This is a genomic window from Arthrobacter sp. TmT3-37, from assembly GCF_054510835.1.
In genome coordinates this window covers 63,526-82,640 of the sequence record NZ_JBTNDU010000004.1, presented here as the reverse complement: position 1 = coordinate 82,640, position 19,115 = coordinate 63,526, and the positions used below count along the sequence as shown (strand labels likewise).

Genomic DNA, 19,115 nt, shown 5'->3' with positions numbered 1-19,115 from the left:
ACGATTCAAAGTATCGGGCCCACCCTACCAAGAAGGAGCAGAAGCTTCTACAGGTCCCCGGAACCCCGACAGCAGGCGTGCACGGCGCTCCGGCCCCCATGCACCGGCGCCGCAGGAGGGCGAACCCGTCCTCGACGGGCACCGACGACAGCCCTAGTGAGCAGCAGACCCGTCGGCAGGACCGGTCCGGGCCCGTCCTTCGGTGGCGCACGGCGATGGGACGTCCGGCGCTGGGCCGGATGACTCCACCCACTGCTGCCACTCCACCAGCTCCACGGACGGGCTGTCGTCCCGCTGGTTCCGCCGGGACAGGACGGTGCGCGCTTCCGCCGGTAGATGGACGCGGTGGTCCGGACTCAGAGGCAGCACCGTCAGGACCAGGGCGTCCTCGGCACCGACGTCCAGGCCGTCGAGGTCGACGACCCAGGGCGAGCCGTCCCAGAAACGGTCCGCCACCACGGTGCTGCCGACCATCAACTGGGCGACATCACCCGTCCAGCTGATCTCCAGTTCACGTCGTCGTCGCTCCATGCCTCGCGGCCCGTCGGCACCCTCTATCCGGTAGGAGGCCGCCAACCGGGAGATGTCGTCCTGGGTCGGGGCGCTCGCTCGTCCGGCCGATTCGCCATAGCCTGTCGGCACCGCCTGCGCCGCTCGTCGGAGGATGACCGGGAGGCGCCGACGGCCGGCGGCGGCGTCCCGCAAGGCCTCGATCGGCACAGGCACGACGGCGCGCGTCGACGTGTCGTACCGGCGGACCTCCGGCTCGGGCGCCGCCGTCCGCCCGCCGAGCCCACCGTCCGCCTCGAGCCAGACCGGATCGTCCGACAGCACCAATTGCCGCTCCGCGCCGTCGCCGAGCACCCAGGCCCGGTCTGCCTCCGACGCCGGGAGCACGACGACGTCGATGTGTGCTGTAGGCGTGGAGCATCGGTACCTGCAGACCCGGGTGACCAGCCCTGGCCCGCTCGAGGCGTCGTCGTCGTCGTCCTCGTACCGGGTCACGGCAACGTCGTCGGCCCATCTCCATGCCAGCGGGATGCCGTGCTCGGCCGTGAGGACGAGCACCGTGATGGCGCCGTCCTGCAGCGTGGTCAGCGGCGAAGCGGTCGCCCATTCGAGCTCGACACCGTCGATCATCAGCCCGAGGGGCCAGTGTGCGAGGGTTCCGGCCGGTATGTCCACGGGATCGGTCGGAAACTGCCTGGGCCCGTCGTCCATGGCCACCGCGAACCGGACCTGCTCATACGTCCGCAGCGGAACGTGGGGCTGATGCCACGTGATGAAGAGGAAGGCACTTCGCCCGTCGCTGCGTACGGCCCACCGGAGAGTCCTCGCGTCATCGACACCGGCTGGTTCCACGGCCGGGAGCTTCGATTCCATGGAGCCGAGGGACGGGCCGAAGGCGGCCAGGAAAGCGTGCTGGCGACGTAGCAGGTTGTGGCTCGGCCCCAGCCGCCCCGAGGATCCGATCGGGGCGTGGAAGTCGTAGTCGTACCGGGGCAGGTCGTTCGGATACCCGGTGTCATGGGACTCCTGCAACCCCGTCCGGTAGGAGTGGTCCCGATCGGACGGGTTCACTCCTCCGGCATACATGTAATAGCCCTGCCAGGCGGAGCCGCTGCCGATCTTGTTGTGCGCGACGGCGGCGATGTCGAACCCGCTCGGACGTGGCCGCCGGTGGTAGGCGGTAGCCATGCCTCCACCGAGCTCACACGTTGCGGGCGGGTAGGGATTCTGCACCGGGGACTGTGCACGGGGGTCGGAACGGATGTCGGCGCCGATACCGGGATCGTCCCACTCATGCGAGAAGAAGAAGTGCGCGCGGAAGCTCTCGTCCCATGGCTGGTCGGCGTCGACCCAGAATCCGTCGCCGTAGCCGCCGAACAGCGGAATGACCTCGTCGAGTGGCAGGTCGGCTCCGCCCCACGCTGTTGCCGTCCAGAAGGGGGCGGTGATGCCGCAGTCGGTGGCCAGGCGCTTGAGGGTACCGATGTGACGGGGCTGATCATAGAGTTCGTTCTCGAGCTGGACGGCGAGGACGGGACCGTCGGGCCGGCAGAAGGGTGCGATCTCCTGACCGAGTCGACAGAGCCACGGTTCGATCAACGCGAGGTAGCCGGGATCGTCCGTGCGGTGCCGAACGGGTGCCTGCTGCACCCAGTCGGGGAAACCGCCGTTGCGGACCTCGCCGTGACACCAGGGCCCGATCCGCACGACGACAGCCAACCCGAGTTCCGCGCACAGGTCGATGAAGGCCGCGATGTCGAGCCTGCCGTCGAACGACACGACACCGCGCTGGGGCTCGTGGTGGATCCAGAACACATAGGTCGACACGACCGTGATGCCACCGGCCTTCAGGAGGTTCAGGCGGTCCCGCCACTGATCCCGGGGGACGCGGCTGTAATGGATCTCGCCGGACACCGGGACGACCGGGACGCCATCACGTGTCACGGACCATGGCGTCAGCCGATATCGGGATGGCTCACCGTCCACAGGAGGGTGGGGCTTCCCGAGCTCCCGCGTGGATCGTCCATCGATCACCAGTGGGGGACGTTGCACATCGGAGGTCATCGGTACCGGCTTCCCGCCGGCCTTCCGGCCGGCTTTCCTGGTCACACCTTCGGAAGCGGGTCCCCGAGGGGAATTTCCGAGGAGGATCCGCCACGTGTATGGCATCAATGCCATCTAAGCAAAGCAGCGGCGCTACCCGAAATACGTGGAGACGGATACATGATCCTCCATATTGACGGCGTATATCGCTATGTCGCCCGGTGAGTTCCGCGCCTAGATTTGGCGCACCGGACCCGGAAGGGTCCACCCGTCCCGCAGTGCAAAGGAGCATGTCATGTTCGGCAACCACTTCTCGGGCCGACGGTCGGCGTTGGCCGCTTCGGTGATCATCGTCCTGGCCGGTGGGCTCACCGCGTGCAGCGGTTCCGGCGGGGACACCGCACCGGCGGCGCAGGAGGGACCGGTGGACATCACCTTCCAGTCCTGGGTCCCCAACATCGACCAGGCCGTCGACGCGTACAACGCCTCACAGGACGACGTGAATGTCACGCTGGAGACCATCACGGCCGGCCCTGATGGCGGATACGCCAAGATGCTCTCGGCCGTGCAGGCAGGCAACCCGGCAGATGTCGCGCAGCTCGGGTACGACGCCATCCCGGACTTCCTCGTCAATGATGCGTTGGAGGACATCACCGAGTACGTCGGCGACCAGGAGGACAAGTTCGTCCCCTGGCAGTGGGAGACAGGTGTCTTCAACGACAGCGTCTATGCCGTCCCCCAGGCCAGTGGGCCCCTCGGCCAGTTCTACCGCAAGGACATCTTCGACTCCCTCGGGATCACGTACCCGAAGACGTGGGACGAGTACTACGAGGCCGCGAAGAAGATCCGGGCCTCCGACCCCAACCGCTACATCACCGCCTTCGCCTTCAATCAGGCACCCTGGCTGATCGGGCTGTCCCAGCAGGGCGGCGGCAAGTGGTTCGCCGCCGAGAACGACGCCTGGACCGTCACCATCAATGACGACGAGACGCTGAAGGTGGCCGAGTTCTGGCAGAAGATGATCGACGAGGACCTCGTGAAGATCGAGGCGGACTTCTCGAGCGAATGGAACGCCGATATCCAGAACGGCAACGTCACCTCCTGGATCTCCGGTTCCTGGGCCGACGCCATCCTCCGTGGCACCGCGCCGGACACCGCGGGCCAATGGGCCGTCGGGGCGATGCCCCAGTGGGAAGACGGCGGGGATGTCTCCGCGACGTGGGCCGGCGGTTCAGCCAGCGCCGTGCTCAAGGGCTCCGACCATCCGAAGGAGGCCGCCGAGTTCGCGGCCTGGCTGAACTCCGACCCGGAGAGCGTCAGCATCCTGACCAGCGTGGGCGCCGGGTGGCCTGCCATCGCCGACACCGGTTCCATCGCCTCCCTGCAGGACGACCCCGAGGTCTTCGCCTTCTACGGCGGCCAGGACATCTGGGACGTCTTCTCCGAGTCGGACAAGAACGTCGACAACACCTGGAAGTGGCCGCCCCTGTCCTCGACGCTCTTCGCCTCACTCAGCGACAACGTCAAGACAGCAGTCGAGAGCGGGACGCCGCTGACCGATGCGTACGACAAGACGCAGGATGACGTGAGCACGGCGCTCAAGGACAAGGGAATCGCGGTCAATTGAGCCAGACCCGAGCGGCGGGGGGGGGGTTGTGCCCCCCCCCCCCCCCCCCCCCCCCCCCCCCCCCCCCCCCCCCCCCCCCCCCCCCCCCCCCAACGCCCCCCCCCCCCCCCCCCCTCCCCCAGCACCCCGGACACCCCGCACCGCGAGTCCTCCGGCATCGACGGGGACGCCCCGCCGGCACTCGAGAATCGCCCTCCTGGTGATGGTGGTGCCCTTCGCGGTCATGTTCGCTGCGTTCTTCATCGCACCCATCGTGTACGCGATCAATGACAGCCTGTTCTCCACGAAAGCATCGGGGCTCGGGTTCGGTGCCCCCGAGAAGGTCTTCGTCCTCTTCGACAACTACGGTGCAGCCCTCGGGAACCCGTCCTTCATTGAGAGCCTCGGCCGGCTCCTGGCGTTCGCGGCCATCGAAGTGCCCCTCATGGTGGTGACGGCCGTGGGACTGGCACTCCTGATCGATTCGGCGGCCGCACGCTTCCCGCGGATCTTCCGGGTCGTCTTCTTCATCCCCTACGGGGTGCCCGGCGTGATCGCGGCCCTGCTCTGGGGCTTCCTCTACATCCCGGCGACGAGCCCCATCCTGCAGGGGTTGTCCTCGATCGGCATCGATCTGAACCCCCTGAGCACGGACAGCATCCTGTTCGCGATCGCGAACATCGCACTGTGGGGCTTCGCCGGCTACAACATGCTGATTCTCATCGCGGCCCTGAACGCCATCCCGTCCGAACTCTTCGAAGCTGCGAAGATCGACGGGGCGTCCGAGTGGTCGATCACCTGGCGCATCAAACTTCCGCTCGTGCGTCCCTCCGTCGTCCTCGTGACCGTCTTCACGATCATCGGCACCCTGCAGCTCTTCGTCGAACCGCTGGTCCTGAGACCACTGACCACGGCGATCAGCTCCGACTACACGCCGAACCTGGCTGCGTACAACCAGTCCTTCTCGCAGGGCAACCCGAATCTGGCCGCAGCGATGGCTGTCATCGTCGCCCTGCTCGGCTTCGCCTTCTCCTTCGGATTCCTCCGACTCGTGAACCGCAAGGGAGACCGCGCATGGTGACCCGGAACCAGCCCATCCGCCAACCCCTGACCAGCACCGTCGTGGTCAACGGCGTCCTCGTCGTCGCCGCCCTGTACTTCCTGCTCCCCATCCTCTGGGTCCTCGTCGCCGCGACCAAGAGCCCAGGAGAGCTGTTCAGCAGCTTCGGCCTGTGGTTCACCGACTCACCGCAGGCCTGGCTGAATCTCACCAACGTCTTCACCCAGGACGGTGGGATCTTCACCTCCTGGATCCTCAACAGCATCCTGTACTCCGCCGTAGGAGCCTTCGCCGCCACGATCCTGTCCGCGGCGTGTGGCTATGCGATCGCCAAATTCCCCTTCAGGGGTCGGGAACTGCTGTTCTCGATCGTCCTGGGAGGGGTCCTCGTGCCCGCGACGGTCATCGCCCTGCCGCTGTACTTCCTCCTGAACGCCGTCGACCTCACCGGCACCTACTGGTCCGTCCTCCTACCGAGCATGGTCAGTCCGTTCGGCGTGTATCTCGCACGGATCCATGCGAACGCCGCTGTGCCGGACGAGATCATCGAGGCGGCGCGCATCGACGGTGCCGGAGACCTGCGCATCTTCGGCGCCATCGCGGCCCGCATGATGACGCCGGCCCTCGTGACCATCTTCCTGTTCCAGTTCGTCACCATCTGGAACAACTACCTGCTCCCCCTGGTCATGCTCAATGAGACGAAGACCTTTCCGCTCACCCTCGGGCTGACCCTGTGGAATTCGCAGACCCAGCGGGACCCGATGTTCTACCAGCTCGTCGTCACCGGATCCGCGCTCTCCGCCGTCCTGCTGGTGGCGCTCATGATCGGATTGCAGCGCTTCTGGAAGGCCGACCTGACTGCGGGAGCCACCAAAGGCTGAGCGCATGCGGGAACGGCCGGTCAGCCCTTCCGCTCGGCCCGGTAGGCACTCGGGCTGAGTCCGTGCAGCCGGCGGAACTGCCGGGAGAAGTAGAACTGGTCATCCATCCCGATCTCCTGCCCCACCTGGGCTACCGAGAGTGTCGTCGTGTCCAGCAGGCGCCGCGCCCGGGCCATCTTCAACGCCACATGGTGGGCGAGGACCCCTCCCCCGGTCGCCTCGCGGAACAGCTTGCTCAGCTGGGACGATGACACACCGACGAGCGCCGCCAGATGCGGTACCCGGATCGTCCCGTCGATGCGTTCCTCGAGGAACCGCATGGCCTGCTCCAGTGGTGCTCCCTGTTCCGGCGACCGGCGGTCGACAGCCAGGGAGGCCAGGAGGCGCCATGCCATGCCCGCCGTCGCCACGAGGCGGGCGGGCGACTGGTCCCGTTCGAGTGCGGTGATGATCTCGTCCAGGACGGCGGTCAGCCGGTCGACCGCGACCAGCCCGATGAGCGGCCGGTCATTGCTGATCCCGGCCTCGCCGATGAGCTCCGGCACATCCGTGCCCCGGACATGGCACCACCAGATCGTCCATGGATCCTCGAGTGCGGCCCCGTAGGCGTGGGGTATGCCCGTGTTCCCGGGGAGCACGACCGCCGTTGCTTTCCCGACCCGCGCCCGGTCCCCACCGACCTCGATCCAGCCGCTGCCCGCCACGCACAGCATGATGATCGTCTCCGGCGCACCCTTGTCCCTCCGGCGCCCATGCCCCTCGGCTCGCGGGAAGAAACCCGCATCGGTGACCACCATCCGGCGTGTCACCGGGCGGCCGAGTGCTTCCCTGACGAGCGGCCGGGGAACCACCACCAGGCGTTGGTCATCGAATCCCGTCGCTCGCTCACCCACAGGTTCATGGGTGTCGGATCGTCCATGCATGCCTCATTATGTGCCATGGCGGACGGAGTCGTCCGTTCCTAGTGTTGGTTCTGTGAGCCATGCCGATGACGCCCAGAGTTCCATCACGCTTCCTCCGGCCCCCGCGGGCCAGCAGGCGCTGCTCGATGAGGGCGGCGTCGCCTGCTGGAGCGAAGCGGTGTCGATCGATACGTACGCGCCCGACGAACCGGACGAGTACCCGATGTTCCTGGACCGCCGCGTCTATCAGGGCTCGAGCGGACGGGTCTATCCCATCCCCTTCACGGACCGCATCTCCACCACGAAACGGCCCCGACTGTGGCAGGCCGTGCATCTCGAGAACCAGTGGATCCGGTTGATGATCCTGCCCGAACTCGGCGGGCGGATCCATATCGGCTACGACAAGACCAACGGGTACGACTTCTTCTACCGCAACAACGTCATCAAGCCGGCCCTGGTGGGACTCGCAGGACCGTGGATCTCCGGCGGGGTCGAGTTCAACTGGCCGCAGCACCACCGCCCGGGCACCTACCTACCGGTCGAGACCTCCGTCGAACGCTCCGAGGACGGTTCCGTGACGGTCTGGCAGGGTGATCTGGACCCGCTGCAGCGGATGCGGGGAACGCACGGCATCCGGATCCGCCCGGACAGCTCCGTCATCGAAGTGGCCGTACGCCTGTACAACCGGACGGACGAGCCGCAGACGTTCCTCTGGTGGGCGAATGTCGCAGCCCGGGTCCATGAGGACTACCAGGCGTTCTTCCCTCCGGATGTCCACTACGTGGCCGACCACGCCCGGAGAGCCGTCACGGCCTTTCCCCGGGCGGACAGACCGTACTACGGCGTCGACTACCCGGCCTGCGTCAGCGCGTCACGTCCGGACGCCGACCGCATCGACTACTACGGCAACATCCCTGTTCCCACCTCCTACATGATCACCGACACCGAGGACTCCTTCTTCGGCGGGTACGACCATCGGGCGGATGCGGGCTTCGTCCATTGGGCGGACCGGTCGATCGCGCCCGGCAAGAAGCAGTGGACCTGGGGCAACGGTCCGGTCGGTCATGCCTGGGACCGCCTCCTGACCGACTCGGACGGGCCCTATGTCGAACTCATGGCCGGCGTCTTCACCGACAACCAGCCGGACTTCAGCTACCTCGCGCCCGGTGAGACGCGCACCTTCAGCCAGTTCTGGTACCCCATCCGGGCCATCGGCCCTGCACATCAGGCCACCCGGGAGCTCGCCGTCTCACTCCACTGCGACGAGGATGCCTCGATCGTCGAGGTCGGAGTAGCAAGCGCCAGGGTGCTCGACGACGTCCGCGTCGTCCTGTCCCGGGACGGCACGATCCTGTGGGAGACCAGTACCGCCGTCGCGCCGGCCACGCCCTTCACGGCGACCGTGCCGTTGCAGCTCCCCGCCACTTCCGACCGCCTCACGCTGCAGGTCCTGCACGACGGCGCAGAGCTGGTCGCCCGGACCCTGCACTCGGGTGGCATCGACGCCGTCGAGCCGTGGGTGGCGACGGAGCCCCCAGCACCGGCCGCCGTGGCGTCAGCCGACGAACTGTACGTCACGGGGACGCACCTCCAGCAGTACCGGCACCCGACGCGGTCCCCCGAACGCTACTTCCGGGAAGCGCTCGACCGGGACCCGCACGACTCCCGGTCCTGCCTGGCTCTTGGTAGCCTGCACCAGCGGCGTGGTGAATACGGGGAAGCCCGGGAGCTGTACCAGCGTGCGCTTGCACGGCTGACGTCGCGGAACCTCAATCCGCCGACCGGTGAAGCCCACTACCGCCTGGCACTCCTTGCCGAACGGACCGGACACCTCGACGAGGCGGCGACCTACTTCGGGAAGGCTGCCTGGGACAAGGCGTGGGCGCATCCGTCACACCTCGGTGCGGCCCGTGTCGCACTGCGCACCGGGCGGCCGCGCGAGGCGCTCGACCACGCACGCGCCGCCCGGCAGCACGATCTGTTGAGCCCCGCCGCACAGCACGCGATGATCGTGGCGCTGCGTCGAACGGGAGACGCTGCCCATGCCGAGCAGGTGCTCGAGCGATGCCTCACCGGAGATCCGCTCGACCCGGTCGCGCTGGCCCTCGCGAACAGGCTGGAACCGATCGATCCGAGGACAACCCTGACCGTCGCCCTGGACCTGTGGCGTCTCGGCGACGCCGGGACGGCACTCGGACTCACCGCACATCCGCCCGCAGCATCCCTGAGTACCTTCGGCAACCAGGAACCACTGCGGCACTACCTGAGGGCCCTGTGGTTCGATGCCCTGGGCGACACAGCCGGCGCATCGGCCGAGCGGGCGGAAGCCCGCGGGTCGACGACGAAGTACGCCTTTCCCTCAGGCCTGGACGAGTACGACGCACTGATCGCTGCCAGGACATCGGATCCGACGGACCACGTCGCCCACGCCCTCCTGGGGGCCTGGCTGCTCGACGCCGGCCGGACGGCCGAAGCACGCGAAGCACTGCAGCAGGCAACGGAGCTCGGGTCGATCGATCCTGTCGCATGGCGGAACGCGGCGGTCGCGACGGTCAACAGCGGCGGACCCGCCACGGACGGCGCACGCTACTTCGAGCGGGCACTCGAGCTCCGGCCCGGCGATCCCCGTCTCGTCTTCGAACGCGCTCTCCTGGCCGCACTGGCCGAGGAGCCTCCCGAGGACCGCCTCCACCGCATCGAGCGCTGGGGCACGGCAGTACTCGTCCGCGACGACCTGACCCTGCACTACGTCCACCTGCTCGTCGATACGGGAAGAACCGACGACGCCCTCGCCATCATGCAGCGACGCACCTTCCAGCCCTTCGAGGGTGGGGAGGGCAAGGCCCTCGCGGCGTACGACCGGGCATCCCTCGCCGTCGCCCGTCGTCTTCTCGACTCCGACCCTTCGTCCGCGGTGGAGCTGCTCGCAGCAGGGATCGGCGCCCCGGCCAACCTCTCGGAGGGACGGCACCCCGCGGGCAGCCTGGCCGAGCGCTACGTCCTGCTCGGCGAGGCACTCGAGCTGCTGGGCGACAGCGACGGGGCGCTGAAGGCCTTCGCCCGCGGGTGCGCCGGCCCCGACGCACTGGCGGTCGGGCGCGCTGTGGGTCAGGAGGACTATTGGCGCGGCGTCGCCTGCCTCAAGCTCGGCGATGACGCGAACGCCACGGTTGTCTGGGCGAGCCTCGAATCGCGGGCGGACGAGCTCGAACGGGCCGGCTCGACGGTGGACTACTTCGCCACCTCGCTCCCCGAACTGCTGCTCTTCACCCAGCACCCCGGAACCGAGCAGGCGCTGCTGGCACGCCGGCTCAGGAGTCTCGCCGATCAGGGCCGGGCCCTCCACCTGAAGGAAGTGAGCACTCTGTGAAGAACCGATACCTGGGCTCGGGCACCGTCGATTCCACCGCCTCCGGGCTGACCGGCCCGGTCCCGGAGCACCTCCCCCGCCGGCTCACCATCAGTCTGTGGGACTTCTCCTGGTACACCAGGGCGGAACCGGGCGGACCCTACGCAGACCTCGATGCCGCGTGCGCCGAGGCGGCCGCGCTGGGCTACAACACCATCCGGATCTGCGCAGCACCGTTGCTCCTCTTCGGGAACCTCGGCCTCGACCACCTGGCCGGGGCGCTCGATATCGAGGGCCTCGGCGCACGGCCGGACGGAGGCTTCTTCGGGCAACGCACCCGGTGGTACGACGCCCCCGGCGGCTACACCATCAACCTGCACGAGCGCCTGATGGAACTGTTCGACGCCGCCGCCAGGCACGGGCTCGTCGTCATCCTCGCCAGCTGGGAGTACCAGCAATCCCCGTCGTTCGCGCGATCCCAGGAGTGGTTCCGCGCCATCGACGAGGTAGCACTCGGCGACCGCTACGCACTCCTCGCAGCGGCCTGGGACAGGCTCATCACGGCCCTCACCACTGCGGGTCATCGACAGCGGATCGCTCTGGTCGAGCTGCACAACGAGGTCGATTTCTCCATCCTGCCCGCGCTGCAGGACGGCGGCGGCGACGCGGTCCTGCAGCTCCGTGGGCTCCACCCCGACCTGCTCGTCACCGCGAGCTACGGGAAGCCCCCGCACCTCACGATGCACGAGCTCCCCAGCGGCCTGGGTGCGGCACAGTTCCACATCTACAGCTACGGGGTGCTCGACGCCCTGCAGAAACGGATCGACATCCGGTCCGAGAACACCGCCGACTTCCCCAACCCCGAACTCAGAAGCCTGCTGCGTCCGGATGCCCCGACCCCGGCCGACTACGGTCGGGCAGCGGAGTGGAAATACGCCGCGACCGTGGTGACCGATCAGATGGTGTACGGGTACGACTGGATCGACGCCGATGCCTGGGACGCCTGGCTGTACAACGAATACGGCACCTACCGCGAGGTGATGCGCCGCGAGATCGAATCACGGGTGATCGCCGTCGCAGGGTGGGCCCGATGGCAGCAGGTACCAGCGGTCATCGGTGAGGGCTGGATCGGCTACACACCCCTCCTCGGCACCTTCGAGGAAGGAGTCATCGGTCGGGAACTGGCGGTCCACGGCATCACGACCGCCCTCGATCACGGCGTATGGGGCATGGTGCTCGGGTCCAACGCGGCACCGCACCACCCCTTCTGGTCCGACAAGGGATGGCAGCAGCAGACGAACGCCCGAATCCTCGATCATCCATAGAGGGCAGCGGCACCCGTCCTGCTGTCCCTCGGGAGGCGCCGGGCGGTTACGGCGTGCGAGCTCCTTCGATGGCCAGGATCGTGACGTCGATGCTGCCGATGGTGAGGCCTGCGTCCTGCACCAGGCGGCCGGCGAGGTCCTGCGCTTCCTGAGCCAACTCGAGGGCCGACCTCCTGATGTCCGTCGCGAGATCGATCTGCAGCGTCAGGACGAGGTCGGTCATCGAGAGCACCAGTCCGTCACGGGCCACGACCGGAGGTCGGGCAGCGGGTCGGAGGCTCCTGTGCATCTGGTCGATGGCTGCCGGGGTCCAGCGATCGATGACGCTACGCACCGTGGGTTCGAGGCGCACGACGCCGGGGTGCGCGGCGAGTGCGTCGCTCAAGGAGTCGGCGAGTGCCTCGAGGTCCACGGCCGACGCCCGGAGGGACTGATCAGAAGTCATAGAGGTCCTCCACGATGATGTCGATCTGTTGCATGGTGATGGACGTCTGGGCCTGCACGACGGCGTTGATGCGCTCGCGGAGCAGGTCCATGGTGGCGGGGATCCTGACCCCCGAGGCGATCGCCACGGTGAGTGTGATGCGCACGTTCCCGGCATCGACCGCCGCGGGCGCCGACTGGGGAGTGCCTGGTGTGCTGGAGATCGTGCAACGGCGGGCGCGAACACCGGGCAGGGTCGAGGCCGCGAAGCGGATGAGTCCGCTGAGAGCCTGTTCGCTGATATCGATGACGCCCAGCGCAGTGGTGGCCAACGGCGCCCGTCGGCTGCGCCGGACCTCGGCCCGGGCAACCATCATGATCGCCTCCTTGACCCTCAGCCCTGGTTGCAGGGCCGGATCGTCCCGGTCACGCTCACGCAGGGACCCGGCGACTGCCTCCAGCTGATGGAGTGCGAGGCGTGCGCTCTGGCAGTCGGGACACGTCTGCTCGTGCACCGTCGGCGGCTGGTCGATGGATGCCCACACGTCGTCGATGATCCGCCCGCACCCCAGGCGTGGCTGATCCTCATTCAACGCCATGGTTGCATCCCTTCTGCGAGGAACCGTCTGGCCCGCGCAATACGTCCACGGACAGTACTTTCGGGTATCTGCACGATTGCCGCTATCTCAGCGTAGGAGAACTCGTGGACATCCCGCAGCAACCAGCAGGCTCGCAGCCCTTCCGGGACGGTTTGCAGCAGGTCCGCCAAAGCGCGCATCTGCGCTTCGGCCTCGTGGTGAAGTGCCGGGTCCTGGGCGGTGCGCGACCCGACGGCCGTCCCCACCGGCCCCCCGGGCCCACTCTTCCAGCCCTGCTCCGGGATCGGCCCTCCTGCCGCACCTTGCTCGGCGTCGAAGGCGGTCGAGTCACTGGGCCGCCGCTGGCGGCTGCGCAGCAGGTCGAAGCACTTGTTCGTCGCGGAGCGGTACAGCCAGGGGATGAAGGCCTGTGGCGAGGAGAGCCCGGGCAGGCTGCGCCACGCGGCGATGAAGGTCTCCTGCACCACATCCTCGGCTTCCGCGTGATCGTTCAGCATCCTGAAGGCCAGCCGGAACACTCCCCCCTGGTGGGCGGAGACGAGCCATTCGAAGGCTTCGAGGTCACCGTCCTGAGCCCGGGAGACGATCGTCGATTCATCGAGGTCGTCCAGGGCCTCGACGGACGGACCTGCCTCGTCGGAGTCATGGGTGGAGTCCATCGGCATGCCTCCTTCCGCTGGGACCGTGTGCAGTCGTCACGCCATTCGTGGGGTCGTCGCCGAGTGGCGCCGCCATCGACATCGACAGCATAGGCGACCGGGCACGCCTTCCTCCCATCGACGCAGGAGCACTCCACGTACCGCAGCGCAGGACGACCTGCGGGCCCCTTCCCCCGGCACCGCTGGAGCTACCGGGCCGTGTCCAGGCGGTACAGGTCGGAAAAAGAAAGTCGTGTCGACGGCGTGACGAATCGGCGAGGGCGTCGTCTTTACCTGTGTACGGCACCATCCCCCACATGTAGGAGTCCGACCGATATGGCAGATGACCAGAACGCAGCAGCACGCCGGGTAGCAGTAGTCCCCGCCACCCACGAGGACCAGGATCACCACGCGGGCCCGGCACGCGGAACCCGTGACTCCGGGTCTGCAAGCCCCCTGCAGACCGACCAGGGCAACACGTCGATCGCCGATACCGTGGTGCAGAAGATCGCCGGCATCTCGGCCCGTGAGGTCCCGGGCGTCCATGCGATGGGGAACGCCGCCCGCCGCGCCTTCGACCAGATCGCCGAGCGGATCCCTGGATCGCAGACCAATGCCTCGGGCGGAGTCAGCATCGAGAAGGGCGAGAAGCAGACCGCGATCGACGTCACGGTCGTCGTCGAGTACGGCGCATCGATCGTCGACGTCAGCAACAACATCCGCAGGAACATCATCAGTGCCGTCGAGCGCGCTACGGGACTGGAAGTCATCGAGGTCAACGTGACCGTGTCCGATGTGCACCTGCCCACGGACGACGACGCGGATGACTCCTCGAACGGTGCGAAGACGTCCTCCACGGGCAAGGAACTCGAGTAGACGCCTTCGTCCCACCGCCGGTCCCGAGCCTTCCCCGTCAGCTTCGGACCGGCGCCCGCCCTGATCCCGCCATCTTTTAGGACACAGTCATGTCACGCAGCACCATCGGTCTCTTCGTGGGACTCCTTCTCGGCTTCGCGTCGATCTTCGGGGGATTCCTGGAATTCCTCGCCGTCATCCTCTTCGCGGCGGCCGGCCTGGTCGTCGGACGTTTCCTGGACGGCACACTGACGCTCCAGGACCTCTCGGGCTCCCGCAGCCGGGGCAACTGACCCATGGCCATCATCACACCCGAGAGGGTGGGGTCTCGCCCCGACCCAGGGGCTGCCACGAGCCGTGAACCCCACCGGCCCTCGCCGGCCGCACCCACCCGGGGGACGCTCACCCTCACCGAGAAGGTCGTGGAGAAACTCGCCGCGCAGAGCGCATCAGAGCTCCCCTTCGTCACCGGGTCCGGCGGCGGGGTACTGGGAGTAGGGCAGCGCGTCGGCAGCCGGCATCGCCCGCACGCGTCCGTCGATCTCAGTGGCCCCACCGTCTCCGTGGTCCTCGACGTCGCACTCGAGTTCCCGGCGAACATCGCCGCACGCTCGACGGAGATCCGCCGGCACGTCACCGACGCCCTTGCCCGGATGACCGGCCTGCACGTGCGTCGCGTCGATATCACCGTCAAAGCCCTCGTCACAGGCACCGACCGAGCACGCAGGAGGCTGGAATGAGCAGCACCACGATCCGCAGGCGCCCGACGCGAAGCGCGCCCTCGATGATCTGCGCGGCCCTGCTCCTGGGCGCTTCGGTGGCAGCCGTGTGGGCAGGAACCACAGCCGTCTCCGGGGACACCCGCATCGTCGACACAGCCATGGCGGCAGCAGAAGCGCCCTGGTCCGGGCAGGCAACGTTGATCGTCGCGATCCTCACCGCGGTGGCCGGGCTGCTCCTGATCGTCATCGCCCTGACACCGGGCCCGTACGACGCCCATGTCATCCAGCACGGTGGTACGGCTCAGGCCGCGGTCAGGAACAAGGCGCTCGAGACCCTCCTGGCCGACACCGCGACGTCGATCGACGGCGTCGATGCCGCCACGGCCACCGTCACCAACCGGAAAGCGGACATCCGTGTCGCGACCTACGTATCGGAGCGTCGCGATCTGAGGACAACCGTCACCCGCACCCTGCAACGCCGGATCGACGCTCTGGAGCTCACTCACGCACCCCGCGCATCGGTGAGTGTCCGCGCTCACAAGGACTAGGACCCATCATGCGACACACCCCAGGGCGCCTCAATCGCGTCTGGCTCACCATCATCGGCATCATCCTCCTCGTCGGAGGGGGCCTGGCCACCTCCATCGGGCTCGGCCTGCTCGAAGGGGTCGCCGTCGGCGGGCTACGAGCACCGGCGAGCGACCAGCCAGTGCTCGTGCTGACCGCTCGAACCCAGCTACTCCCGATCGCGCTCATCGGGGCCGGAGTCGTTGTCGGGATCTTCGCCGTCCTCTGGCTCCTGGCACAGATTCCGCGCAAGCATGGCGCATCCACCCTGAAGATCGAGGACCCGGACAGCAGGGGGCTGACCGTCCTGAAACCCACCCTCCTCGAAGGGGCCATCAGTGACCGCGTCGCCGAGCTCCACGACGTGACCGGAGCACGGACAGTCGTCCGTGGGTCGTCGCGGACACCGGACATCACGGTTCGCGTCACGGCTTCCTCCCACGCGGACATCCCGAGCGTTCTCGCTGACGTCGAACAGCGCGTCACGAGCGACGTACGTGATGCGCTCGGTCAACAGCCGGCGGCCCTGGCCATCGAAGTGGACATCAGGACCGACCCGAAAAAGGACACCTCGGTCACCTTCCGTGCCGACGCGCTCAGCGCCTGACAAGCCCCGGTCGGCACCCGCCGGCCGGTCACCGAGAAGTACGACCACACGAAGGAGAACGTCATGGGACTGGACGACAAGATCAGGAATGCAGCCGAGAAGGCCGCCGGCAAGGCCAAGGAGGGCTTCGGTAAGGCCACCGACAATGAGCGGCTCCAGGCCGAGGGCCAGTCCGACCAGGCCAAGGCCGACCTGAAGAGCGCCGGCGAGGACGTCAAGGACGCCTTCAGGAAATAGGTTGTGGCCGCAAGGAGCTGCCCGCGGAAGACGGGCAGCTCCTTCGCGCTCCGCCATCCGCCTCGTACGGGACGGGCTTGAAGCAACGCCCTCGAAGTCCGCGCCGTGGGCTTTTCGATGAAGCAGCGTCACCGCCGCGAGTCCGCGGCGCGTCCCGGCAGTGATGTCCCGAGTCACACCGCTGATTCCTGGCGTCATGAGCGAAGACGGCCCTTATCCGTATCCCCGGCTGATCGGGTTTCGTAGTGCCCGGGGTTCTTCTCTTCCGGCAGGCGGGATCACACGCCCGGCTCTCGTTGATCAGGCCGGCCCGATCGCCAGATGGGTGATGGCATCGTCCTCGACGGTGAATGCGAAGGCGAACAGCACGAGGCGGTCTCCCACGCATGAGATCGGGGTGATGACGACATCGCCTGCCCGGAACCCGGGGCGATCGGCTCACGCCACGCCTGCACCGTGCCCTACCGAGCGATCGGACCGCAGATCCATCGTCGGAGGAATTGTTGCGCACTCCGACGACGGTGAGCCCTGTATCTACTGCAGGCCTTCCTCAGGCAGGACAGAAGCCCCGAGGTCCGGTTCCACGGACCTCGGGGCTTCCTGTGTCGGTTGTTACAGGGGTGTGAGGAAGGTCAGGGCGGACCCGGTCCCCACGATCAGGTGGGCGAGTGCTGCGTTGAACACCGTGCCGTAGTCGGCGCTGATGTGTGCGTCGAATGCTTGCTGGTCGCGGTAGATCTCGTAGACGAAGAAGTCGTTGGGTGACTCCTTCCGGCGGTGGGGATCGAAGGTGATGTTCCCCGGTTCGTTCCGGACCTTGGCGGTGAGATCGAGCAGGAGTGCCTGGACTTCGTCTGCTTTGCCGTCCTGCGCGGTGAACTCGGCGTAGAGGGCGATGGTCGGTTGCGTCCGTGAGGTCATGCGGTCTGTGCTCCGGTCATGATGGCGACCGCTTCGGTCATGGTGTGGCTCTGCGGCGTGATGGTCGTGGCGCACTTCCCGAGGCGCTGGATGTGGATACGGTCCGCGACCTCGAAGACGTGCGGCATGTTGTGGCTGATCAGGATGACCGGGATGCCCCGGGTTCGAAGGTTCTTCACCAGTTCGAGGACCTGCTTCGATTCCCGGACGCCGAGCGCCGCGGTCGGTTCGTCGAGCACGACGACCTTCGATCCGAAAGCTGCAGCGCGGGCCACCGCAACGGCCTGGCGCTGACCGCCCGACAGGTTCTCCACGGGCACAGTGACGTCCTGCAGGGTACTGATGCCGAGTTCGGCGAGTTCGGCTCGCGCTTTCTGCCGCATGCCCTTGGTGTCGACGACCCGGAAGACGGAACCGAGGATGCCCTTGCGGCGCTCTTCCCGTCCGAGGAACAGGTTCGCGGCTACATCGAGTGCGGGCGACACGGCGAGGTTCTGGTAGACCGTCTCGATACCGGCCTGGCGGGCGTCCTGCGGGCGCTTGAAGCTGACCGGTCGGCCTTCGAGGAGGAGTTCGCCCTGGTCCGGGACCTCCGCGCCGGTCAGGCATTTGATGAGGGTCGACTTTCCGGCCCCGTTGTCCCCGATGATGGCCAGCACCTCACCCGGGTAGAGCGCCAGGGAGACGCCGTCGAGGCCGACGACCTTGCCGAAGGTCTTCACGAGGTTGCGGGCCTCGAGGATGGGCTGCCGGCTGGAGTCGCCGCTCGGTGATGGGAGGGTCGCGCTTACGGCGTCGGTCATTTGCGTACCTTTCGGATCCACTGGTCCACGGAGACAGCGATGATGATGAGGACGCCGACGGCGAAGGTCTGCCAGAGGACGTCGAGGCCGGCGAGGGAGAGTCCATTGCGGAACACGCCGACGATCAGGGCCCCGAGAAGGGTTCCCCAGACGGTGCCGCGTCCGCCGAAGAGGCTCGTCCCGCCGATGACGACGGCGGTGATGGAGTCGAGGTTCAGGTCGGCGCCGGCATTGGGCGATGCTGCGTTGCTGCGGCCGATCTGGATCCAGGCACCCACGGCGAGGATGGCACCGGCCGCGAGGTAGACGCTGACGAGGACCCGGTTGACGCGGATACCGGCGAGCCGTGCCGCTTCCTTGTCGTCACCGACCGCGTAGACGTGGCGGCCCCACGCTGTCTTCCCGAGGATGAGGGCGACGGCGATGTAGAGCAGGAGCATGAGGACGACGCCGTTGGTGATGTTCACGCCCGCGAGGCTGAAGGTTGTTCCGGTGGCGGTGAGCACGCCGGGCATCTCGGATCCACGGACGGTGGCTCCGGCCGAGTACAGCAGGGTGAGGGCGATGAAGATGTTCAGGGTGCCAAGGGTCACGATGAAGGGTGGAAGCCGGAACTTGGTGACGAGGAAGGCGTTGAAGGCGCCTGCGGCGAGACCGACGACCAGTCCGAGCAGCAGCCCGATGAATCCGGGGACCCCGTTCTGCGAGGTGGTCTGCGCTATGACCATGGAGGTCAGGACCATGACCGCGCCGACGGAGAGATCGATGCCGGCGGTCAGGATGATGAGGGTCTGCGCGATGGCGAGGGTGCCGACGACGGCGACCTGCTGGGTGATCAGGGACAGGTTGGCCGGGGCGAGGAAGCGTTCGTTGAGCAGGCCGAAGACGATGACGGCGATGACCAGCACGATGGCAGGGCTGAGCGCCGGGTAGCGGTGCAGGGTGTTGCGGACGCGTGTGAGCGGTGTGGTGCGGTCGAGGAACTCGCTGGCGAGGTCGTGACTGCCCGACGAGGGCGCCGTTCTTACTGACTGGTTCATGGAAGAACTCCGTTGGTCGTTGCTGAT

The 19,115-nt window shown here is 67.4% G+C and carries 19 protein-coding genes; 11 read left to right on the top strand and 8 right to left on the bottom strand.

Annotated elements, in window-relative coordinates; genetic code table 11:
• Positions 1-153: 153 nt before the first annotated feature.
• A complete protein-coding gene (locus tag ACX80U_RS07400) occupies positions 154-2,454 on the bottom strand; it encodes a beta-galactosidase (RefSeq protein WP_459267953.1) in 2,301 nt (766 codons plus the stop codon).
• 394 nt (positions 2,455-2,848) lie between these two features.
• Between ACX80U_RS07400 and ACX80U_RS07395 the strand changes: the two genes are divergently transcribed.
• From ACX80U_RS07395 to ACX80U_RS07385, 3 genes are all read left to right on the top strand, one after another.
• A complete protein-coding gene (locus tag ACX80U_RS07395) occupies positions 2,849-4,180 on the top strand; it encodes an ABC transporter substrate-binding protein (RefSeq protein WP_459267952.1) in 1,332 nt (443 codons plus the stop codon).
• 202 nt (positions 4,181-4,382) lie between these two features.
• A complete protein-coding gene (locus tag ACX80U_RS07390; protein WP_133081599.1) occupies positions 4,383-5,240 on the top strand; it encodes a carbohydrate ABC transporter permease in 858 nt (285 codons plus the stop codon).
• Complete coding sequence (locus ACX80U_RS07385) at positions 5,234-6,100, top strand: ABC transporter permease subunit (RefSeq protein ID WP_133081402.1); 867 nt, start codon at positions 5,234-5,236, stop codon at positions 6,098-6,100. The genes ACX80U_RS07390 and ACX80U_RS07385 overlap by 7 nt, the downstream gene beginning before the upstream one ends.
• A 20-nt stretch (positions 6,101-6,120) precedes the next feature.
• Here ACX80U_RS07385 and ACX80U_RS07380 read toward each other — a convergent pair whose 3' ends face one another.
• Positions 6,121-6,897: a helix-turn-helix domain-containing protein gene (locus ACX80U_RS07380; protein ID WP_459267951.1), complete on the bottom strand. Its 777-nt coding sequence runs from the start codon at positions 6,895-6,897 to the stop codon at positions 6,121-6,123.
• Positions 6,898-7,075: 178 nt separating this feature from the next.
• Between ACX80U_RS07380 and ACX80U_RS07375 the strand changes: the two genes are divergently transcribed.
• Both ACX80U_RS07375 and ACX80U_RS07370 read left to right on the top strand, forming a co-directional pair.
• Complete coding sequence (locus ACX80U_RS07375) at positions 7,076-10,372, top strand: DUF5107 domain-containing protein (protein ID WP_459267950.1); 3,297 nt, start codon at positions 7,076-7,078, stop codon at positions 10,370-10,372.
• Entirely contained in the window at positions 10,369-11,676 is a 1,308-nt protein-coding gene (locus ACX80U_RS07370; RefSeq protein WP_459267949.1) for a cellulase-like family protein, read from the top strand. Before ACX80U_RS07375 ends, ACX80U_RS07370 begins: the two co-directional genes overlap by 4 nt.
• Positions 11,677-11,722: 46 nt before the next feature.
• Here ACX80U_RS07370 and ACX80U_RS07365 read toward each other — a convergent pair whose 3' ends face one another.
• The 3 genes from ACX80U_RS07365 to ACX80U_RS07355 are packed head-to-tail and all read right to left on the bottom strand — an operon-like array spanning position 11,723 to position 13,357.
• Positions 11,723-12,121 (bottom strand): hypothetical protein, encoded by a 399-nt coding sequence (locus tag ACX80U_RS07365; protein ID WP_459267948.1) that lies wholly within the window; start codon positions 12,119-12,121, stop codon positions 11,723-11,725.
• Positions 12,111-12,698 (bottom strand): Asp23/Gls24 family envelope stress response protein, encoded by a 588-nt coding sequence (locus ACX80U_RS07360; protein ID WP_208739476.1) that lies wholly within the window; start codon positions 12,696-12,698, stop codon positions 12,111-12,113. Before ACX80U_RS07360 ends, ACX80U_RS07365 begins: the two co-directional genes overlap by 11 nt.
• Positions 12,689-13,357, bottom strand: coding sequence for an RNA polymerase sigma factor (locus tag ACX80U_RS07355; protein ID WP_459267947.1), 669 nt, complete (start codon positions 13,355-13,357; stop codon positions 12,689-12,691). Before ACX80U_RS07355 ends, ACX80U_RS07360 begins: the two co-directional genes overlap by 10 nt.
• A gap of 315 nt (positions 13,358-13,672) precedes the next feature.
• On the opposite strand from ACX80U_RS07355, the gene ACX80U_RS07350 reads away from it, so the two are divergent.
• The 6 genes from ACX80U_RS07350 (at position 13,673) to ACX80U_RS07325 (ending at position 16,324) form a co-directional block, all read left to right on the top strand.
• Positions 13,673-14,212 carry an Asp23/Gls24 family envelope stress response protein gene (locus tag ACX80U_RS07350; protein WP_133081409.1) on the top strand — a complete coding sequence of 180 codons (540 nt, stop codon included), beginning with the start codon at positions 13,673-13,675 and terminating at the stop codon, positions 14,210-14,212.
• Between the two features lie 89 nt (positions 14,213-14,301).
• Entirely contained in the window at positions 14,302-14,484 is a 183-nt protein-coding gene (locus ACX80U_RS07345) for a DUF2273 domain-containing protein (RefSeq protein ID WP_133081410.1), read from the top strand.
• A gap of 3 nt (positions 14,485-14,487) precedes the next feature.
• Positions 14,488-14,931, top strand: coding sequence for an Asp23/Gls24 family envelope stress response protein (locus tag ACX80U_RS07340; protein WP_459267946.1), 444 nt, complete (start codon positions 14,488-14,490; stop codon positions 14,929-14,931).
• Positions 14,928-15,461, top strand: coding sequence for a DUF6286 domain-containing protein (locus tag ACX80U_RS07335; protein WP_459267945.1), 534 nt, complete (start codon positions 14,928-14,930; stop codon positions 15,459-15,461). The genes ACX80U_RS07340 and ACX80U_RS07335 overlap by 4 nt, the downstream gene beginning before the upstream one ends.
• An 8-nt stretch (positions 15,462-15,469) precedes the next feature.
• The gene (gene amaP, locus ACX80U_RS07330; RefSeq protein WP_459267944.1) at positions 15,470-16,087 is read left to right on the top strand and encodes an alkaline shock response membrane anchor protein AmaP; all 618 of its coding nucleotides are present in this window, start codon (positions 15,470-15,472) and stop codon (positions 16,085-16,087) included.
• A gap of 63 nt (positions 16,088-16,150) precedes the next feature.
• Positions 16,151-16,324 (top strand): CsbD family protein, encoded by a 174-nt coding sequence (locus ACX80U_RS07325; RefSeq protein ID WP_133081414.1) that lies wholly within the window; start codon positions 16,151-16,153, stop codon positions 16,322-16,324.
• Positions 16,325-16,936: 612 nt separating this feature from the next.
• Here ACX80U_RS07325 and ACX80U_RS07320 read toward each other — a convergent pair.
• The 3 genes from ACX80U_RS07320 to ACX80U_RS07310 are packed head-to-tail and all read right to left on the bottom strand — an operon-like array spanning position 16,937 to position 19,088.
• Positions 16,937-17,245, bottom strand: coding sequence for a putative quinol monooxygenase (locus ACX80U_RS07320; RefSeq protein ID WP_459267943.1), 309 nt, complete (start codon positions 17,243-17,245; stop codon positions 16,937-16,939).
• On the bottom strand, positions 17,242-18,048 hold the full coding sequence (locus tag ACX80U_RS07315) for an ATP-binding cassette domain-containing protein (protein ID WP_133081416.1): 807 nt from the start codon (positions 18,046-18,048) through the stop codon (positions 17,242-17,244). The genes ACX80U_RS07320 and ACX80U_RS07315 overlap by 4 nt, the downstream gene beginning before the upstream one ends.
• Positions 18,045-19,088 carry an ABC transporter permease gene (locus ACX80U_RS07310; RefSeq protein ID WP_133081417.1) on the bottom strand — a complete coding sequence of 348 codons (1,044 nt, stop codon included), beginning with the start codon at positions 19,086-19,088 and terminating at the stop codon, positions 18,045-18,047. Before ACX80U_RS07310 ends, ACX80U_RS07315 begins: the two co-directional genes overlap by 4 nt.
• Positions 19,089-19,115: the final 27 nt, after the last annotated feature.

Excerpts from the sequence above, each read along its gene's own strand:
- ACX80U_RS07395 (WP_459267952.1), top strand. The coding sequence starts at position 2,849 with ATGTTCGGCAACCACTTCTCGGGCCGACGGTCGGCGTTGGCCGCTTCG.
- ACX80U_RS07390 (WP_133081599.1), top strand. The coding sequence starts at position 4,383 with ATGGTGGTGCCCTTCGCGGTCATGTTCGCTGCGTTCTTCATCGCACCC.
- ACX80U_RS07385 (WP_133081402.1), top strand. The coding sequence starts at position 5,234 with ATGGTGACCCGGAACCAGCCCATCCGCCAACCCCTGACCAGCACCGTC.
- ACX80U_RS07380 (WP_459267951.1), bottom strand. The coding sequence starts at position 6,897 with ATGGTGGTCACCGATGCGGGTTTCTTCCCGCGAGCCGAGGGGCATGGG.
- ACX80U_RS07365 (WP_459267948.1), bottom strand. The coding sequence starts at position 12,121 with ATGACTTCTGATCAGTCCCTCCGGGCGTCGGCCGTGGACCTCGAGGCA.
- ACX80U_RS07360 (WP_208739476.1), bottom strand. The coding sequence starts at position 12,698 with ATGGCGTTGAATGAGGATCAGCCACGCCTGGGGTGCGGGCGGATCATC.
- ACX80U_RS07355 (WP_459267947.1), bottom strand. The coding sequence starts at position 13,357 with ATGGACTCCACCCATGACTCCGACGAGGCAGGTCCGTCCGTCGAGGCC.
- ACX80U_RS07350 (WP_133081409.1), top strand. The coding sequence starts at position 13,673 with ATGGCAGATGACCAGAACGCAGCAGCACGCCGGGTAGCAGTAGTCCCC.
- ACX80U_RS07345 (WP_133081410.1), top strand. The coding sequence starts at position 14,302 with ATGTCACGCAGCACCATCGGTCTCTTCGTGGGACTCCTTCTCGGCTTC.
- ACX80U_RS07340 (WP_459267946.1), top strand. The coding sequence starts at position 14,488 with ATGGCCATCATCACACCCGAGAGGGTGGGGTCTCGCCCCGACCCAGGG.
- ACX80U_RS07335 (WP_459267945.1), top strand. The coding sequence starts at position 14,928 with ATGAGCAGCACCACGATCCGCAGGCGCCCGACGCGAAGCGCGCCCTCG.
- amaP (WP_459267944.1), top strand. The coding sequence starts at position 15,470 with ATGCGACACACCCCAGGGCGCCTCAATCGCGTCTGGCTCACCATCATC.
- ACX80U_RS07325 (WP_133081414.1), top strand. The coding sequence starts at position 16,151 with ATGGGACTGGACGACAAGATCAGGAATGCAGCCGAGAAGGCCGCCGGC.
- ACX80U_RS07320 (WP_459267943.1), bottom strand. The coding sequence starts at position 17,245 with ATGACCTCACGGACGCAACCGACCATCGCCCTCTACGCCGAGTTCACC.
- ACX80U_RS07315 (WP_133081416.1), bottom strand. The coding sequence starts at position 18,048 with ATGACCGACGCCGTAAGCGCGACCCTCCCATCACCGAGCGGCGACTCC.
- ACX80U_RS07310 (WP_133081417.1), bottom strand. The coding sequence starts at position 19,088 with ATGAACCAGTCAGTAAGAACGGCGCCCTCGTCGGGCAGTCACGACCTC.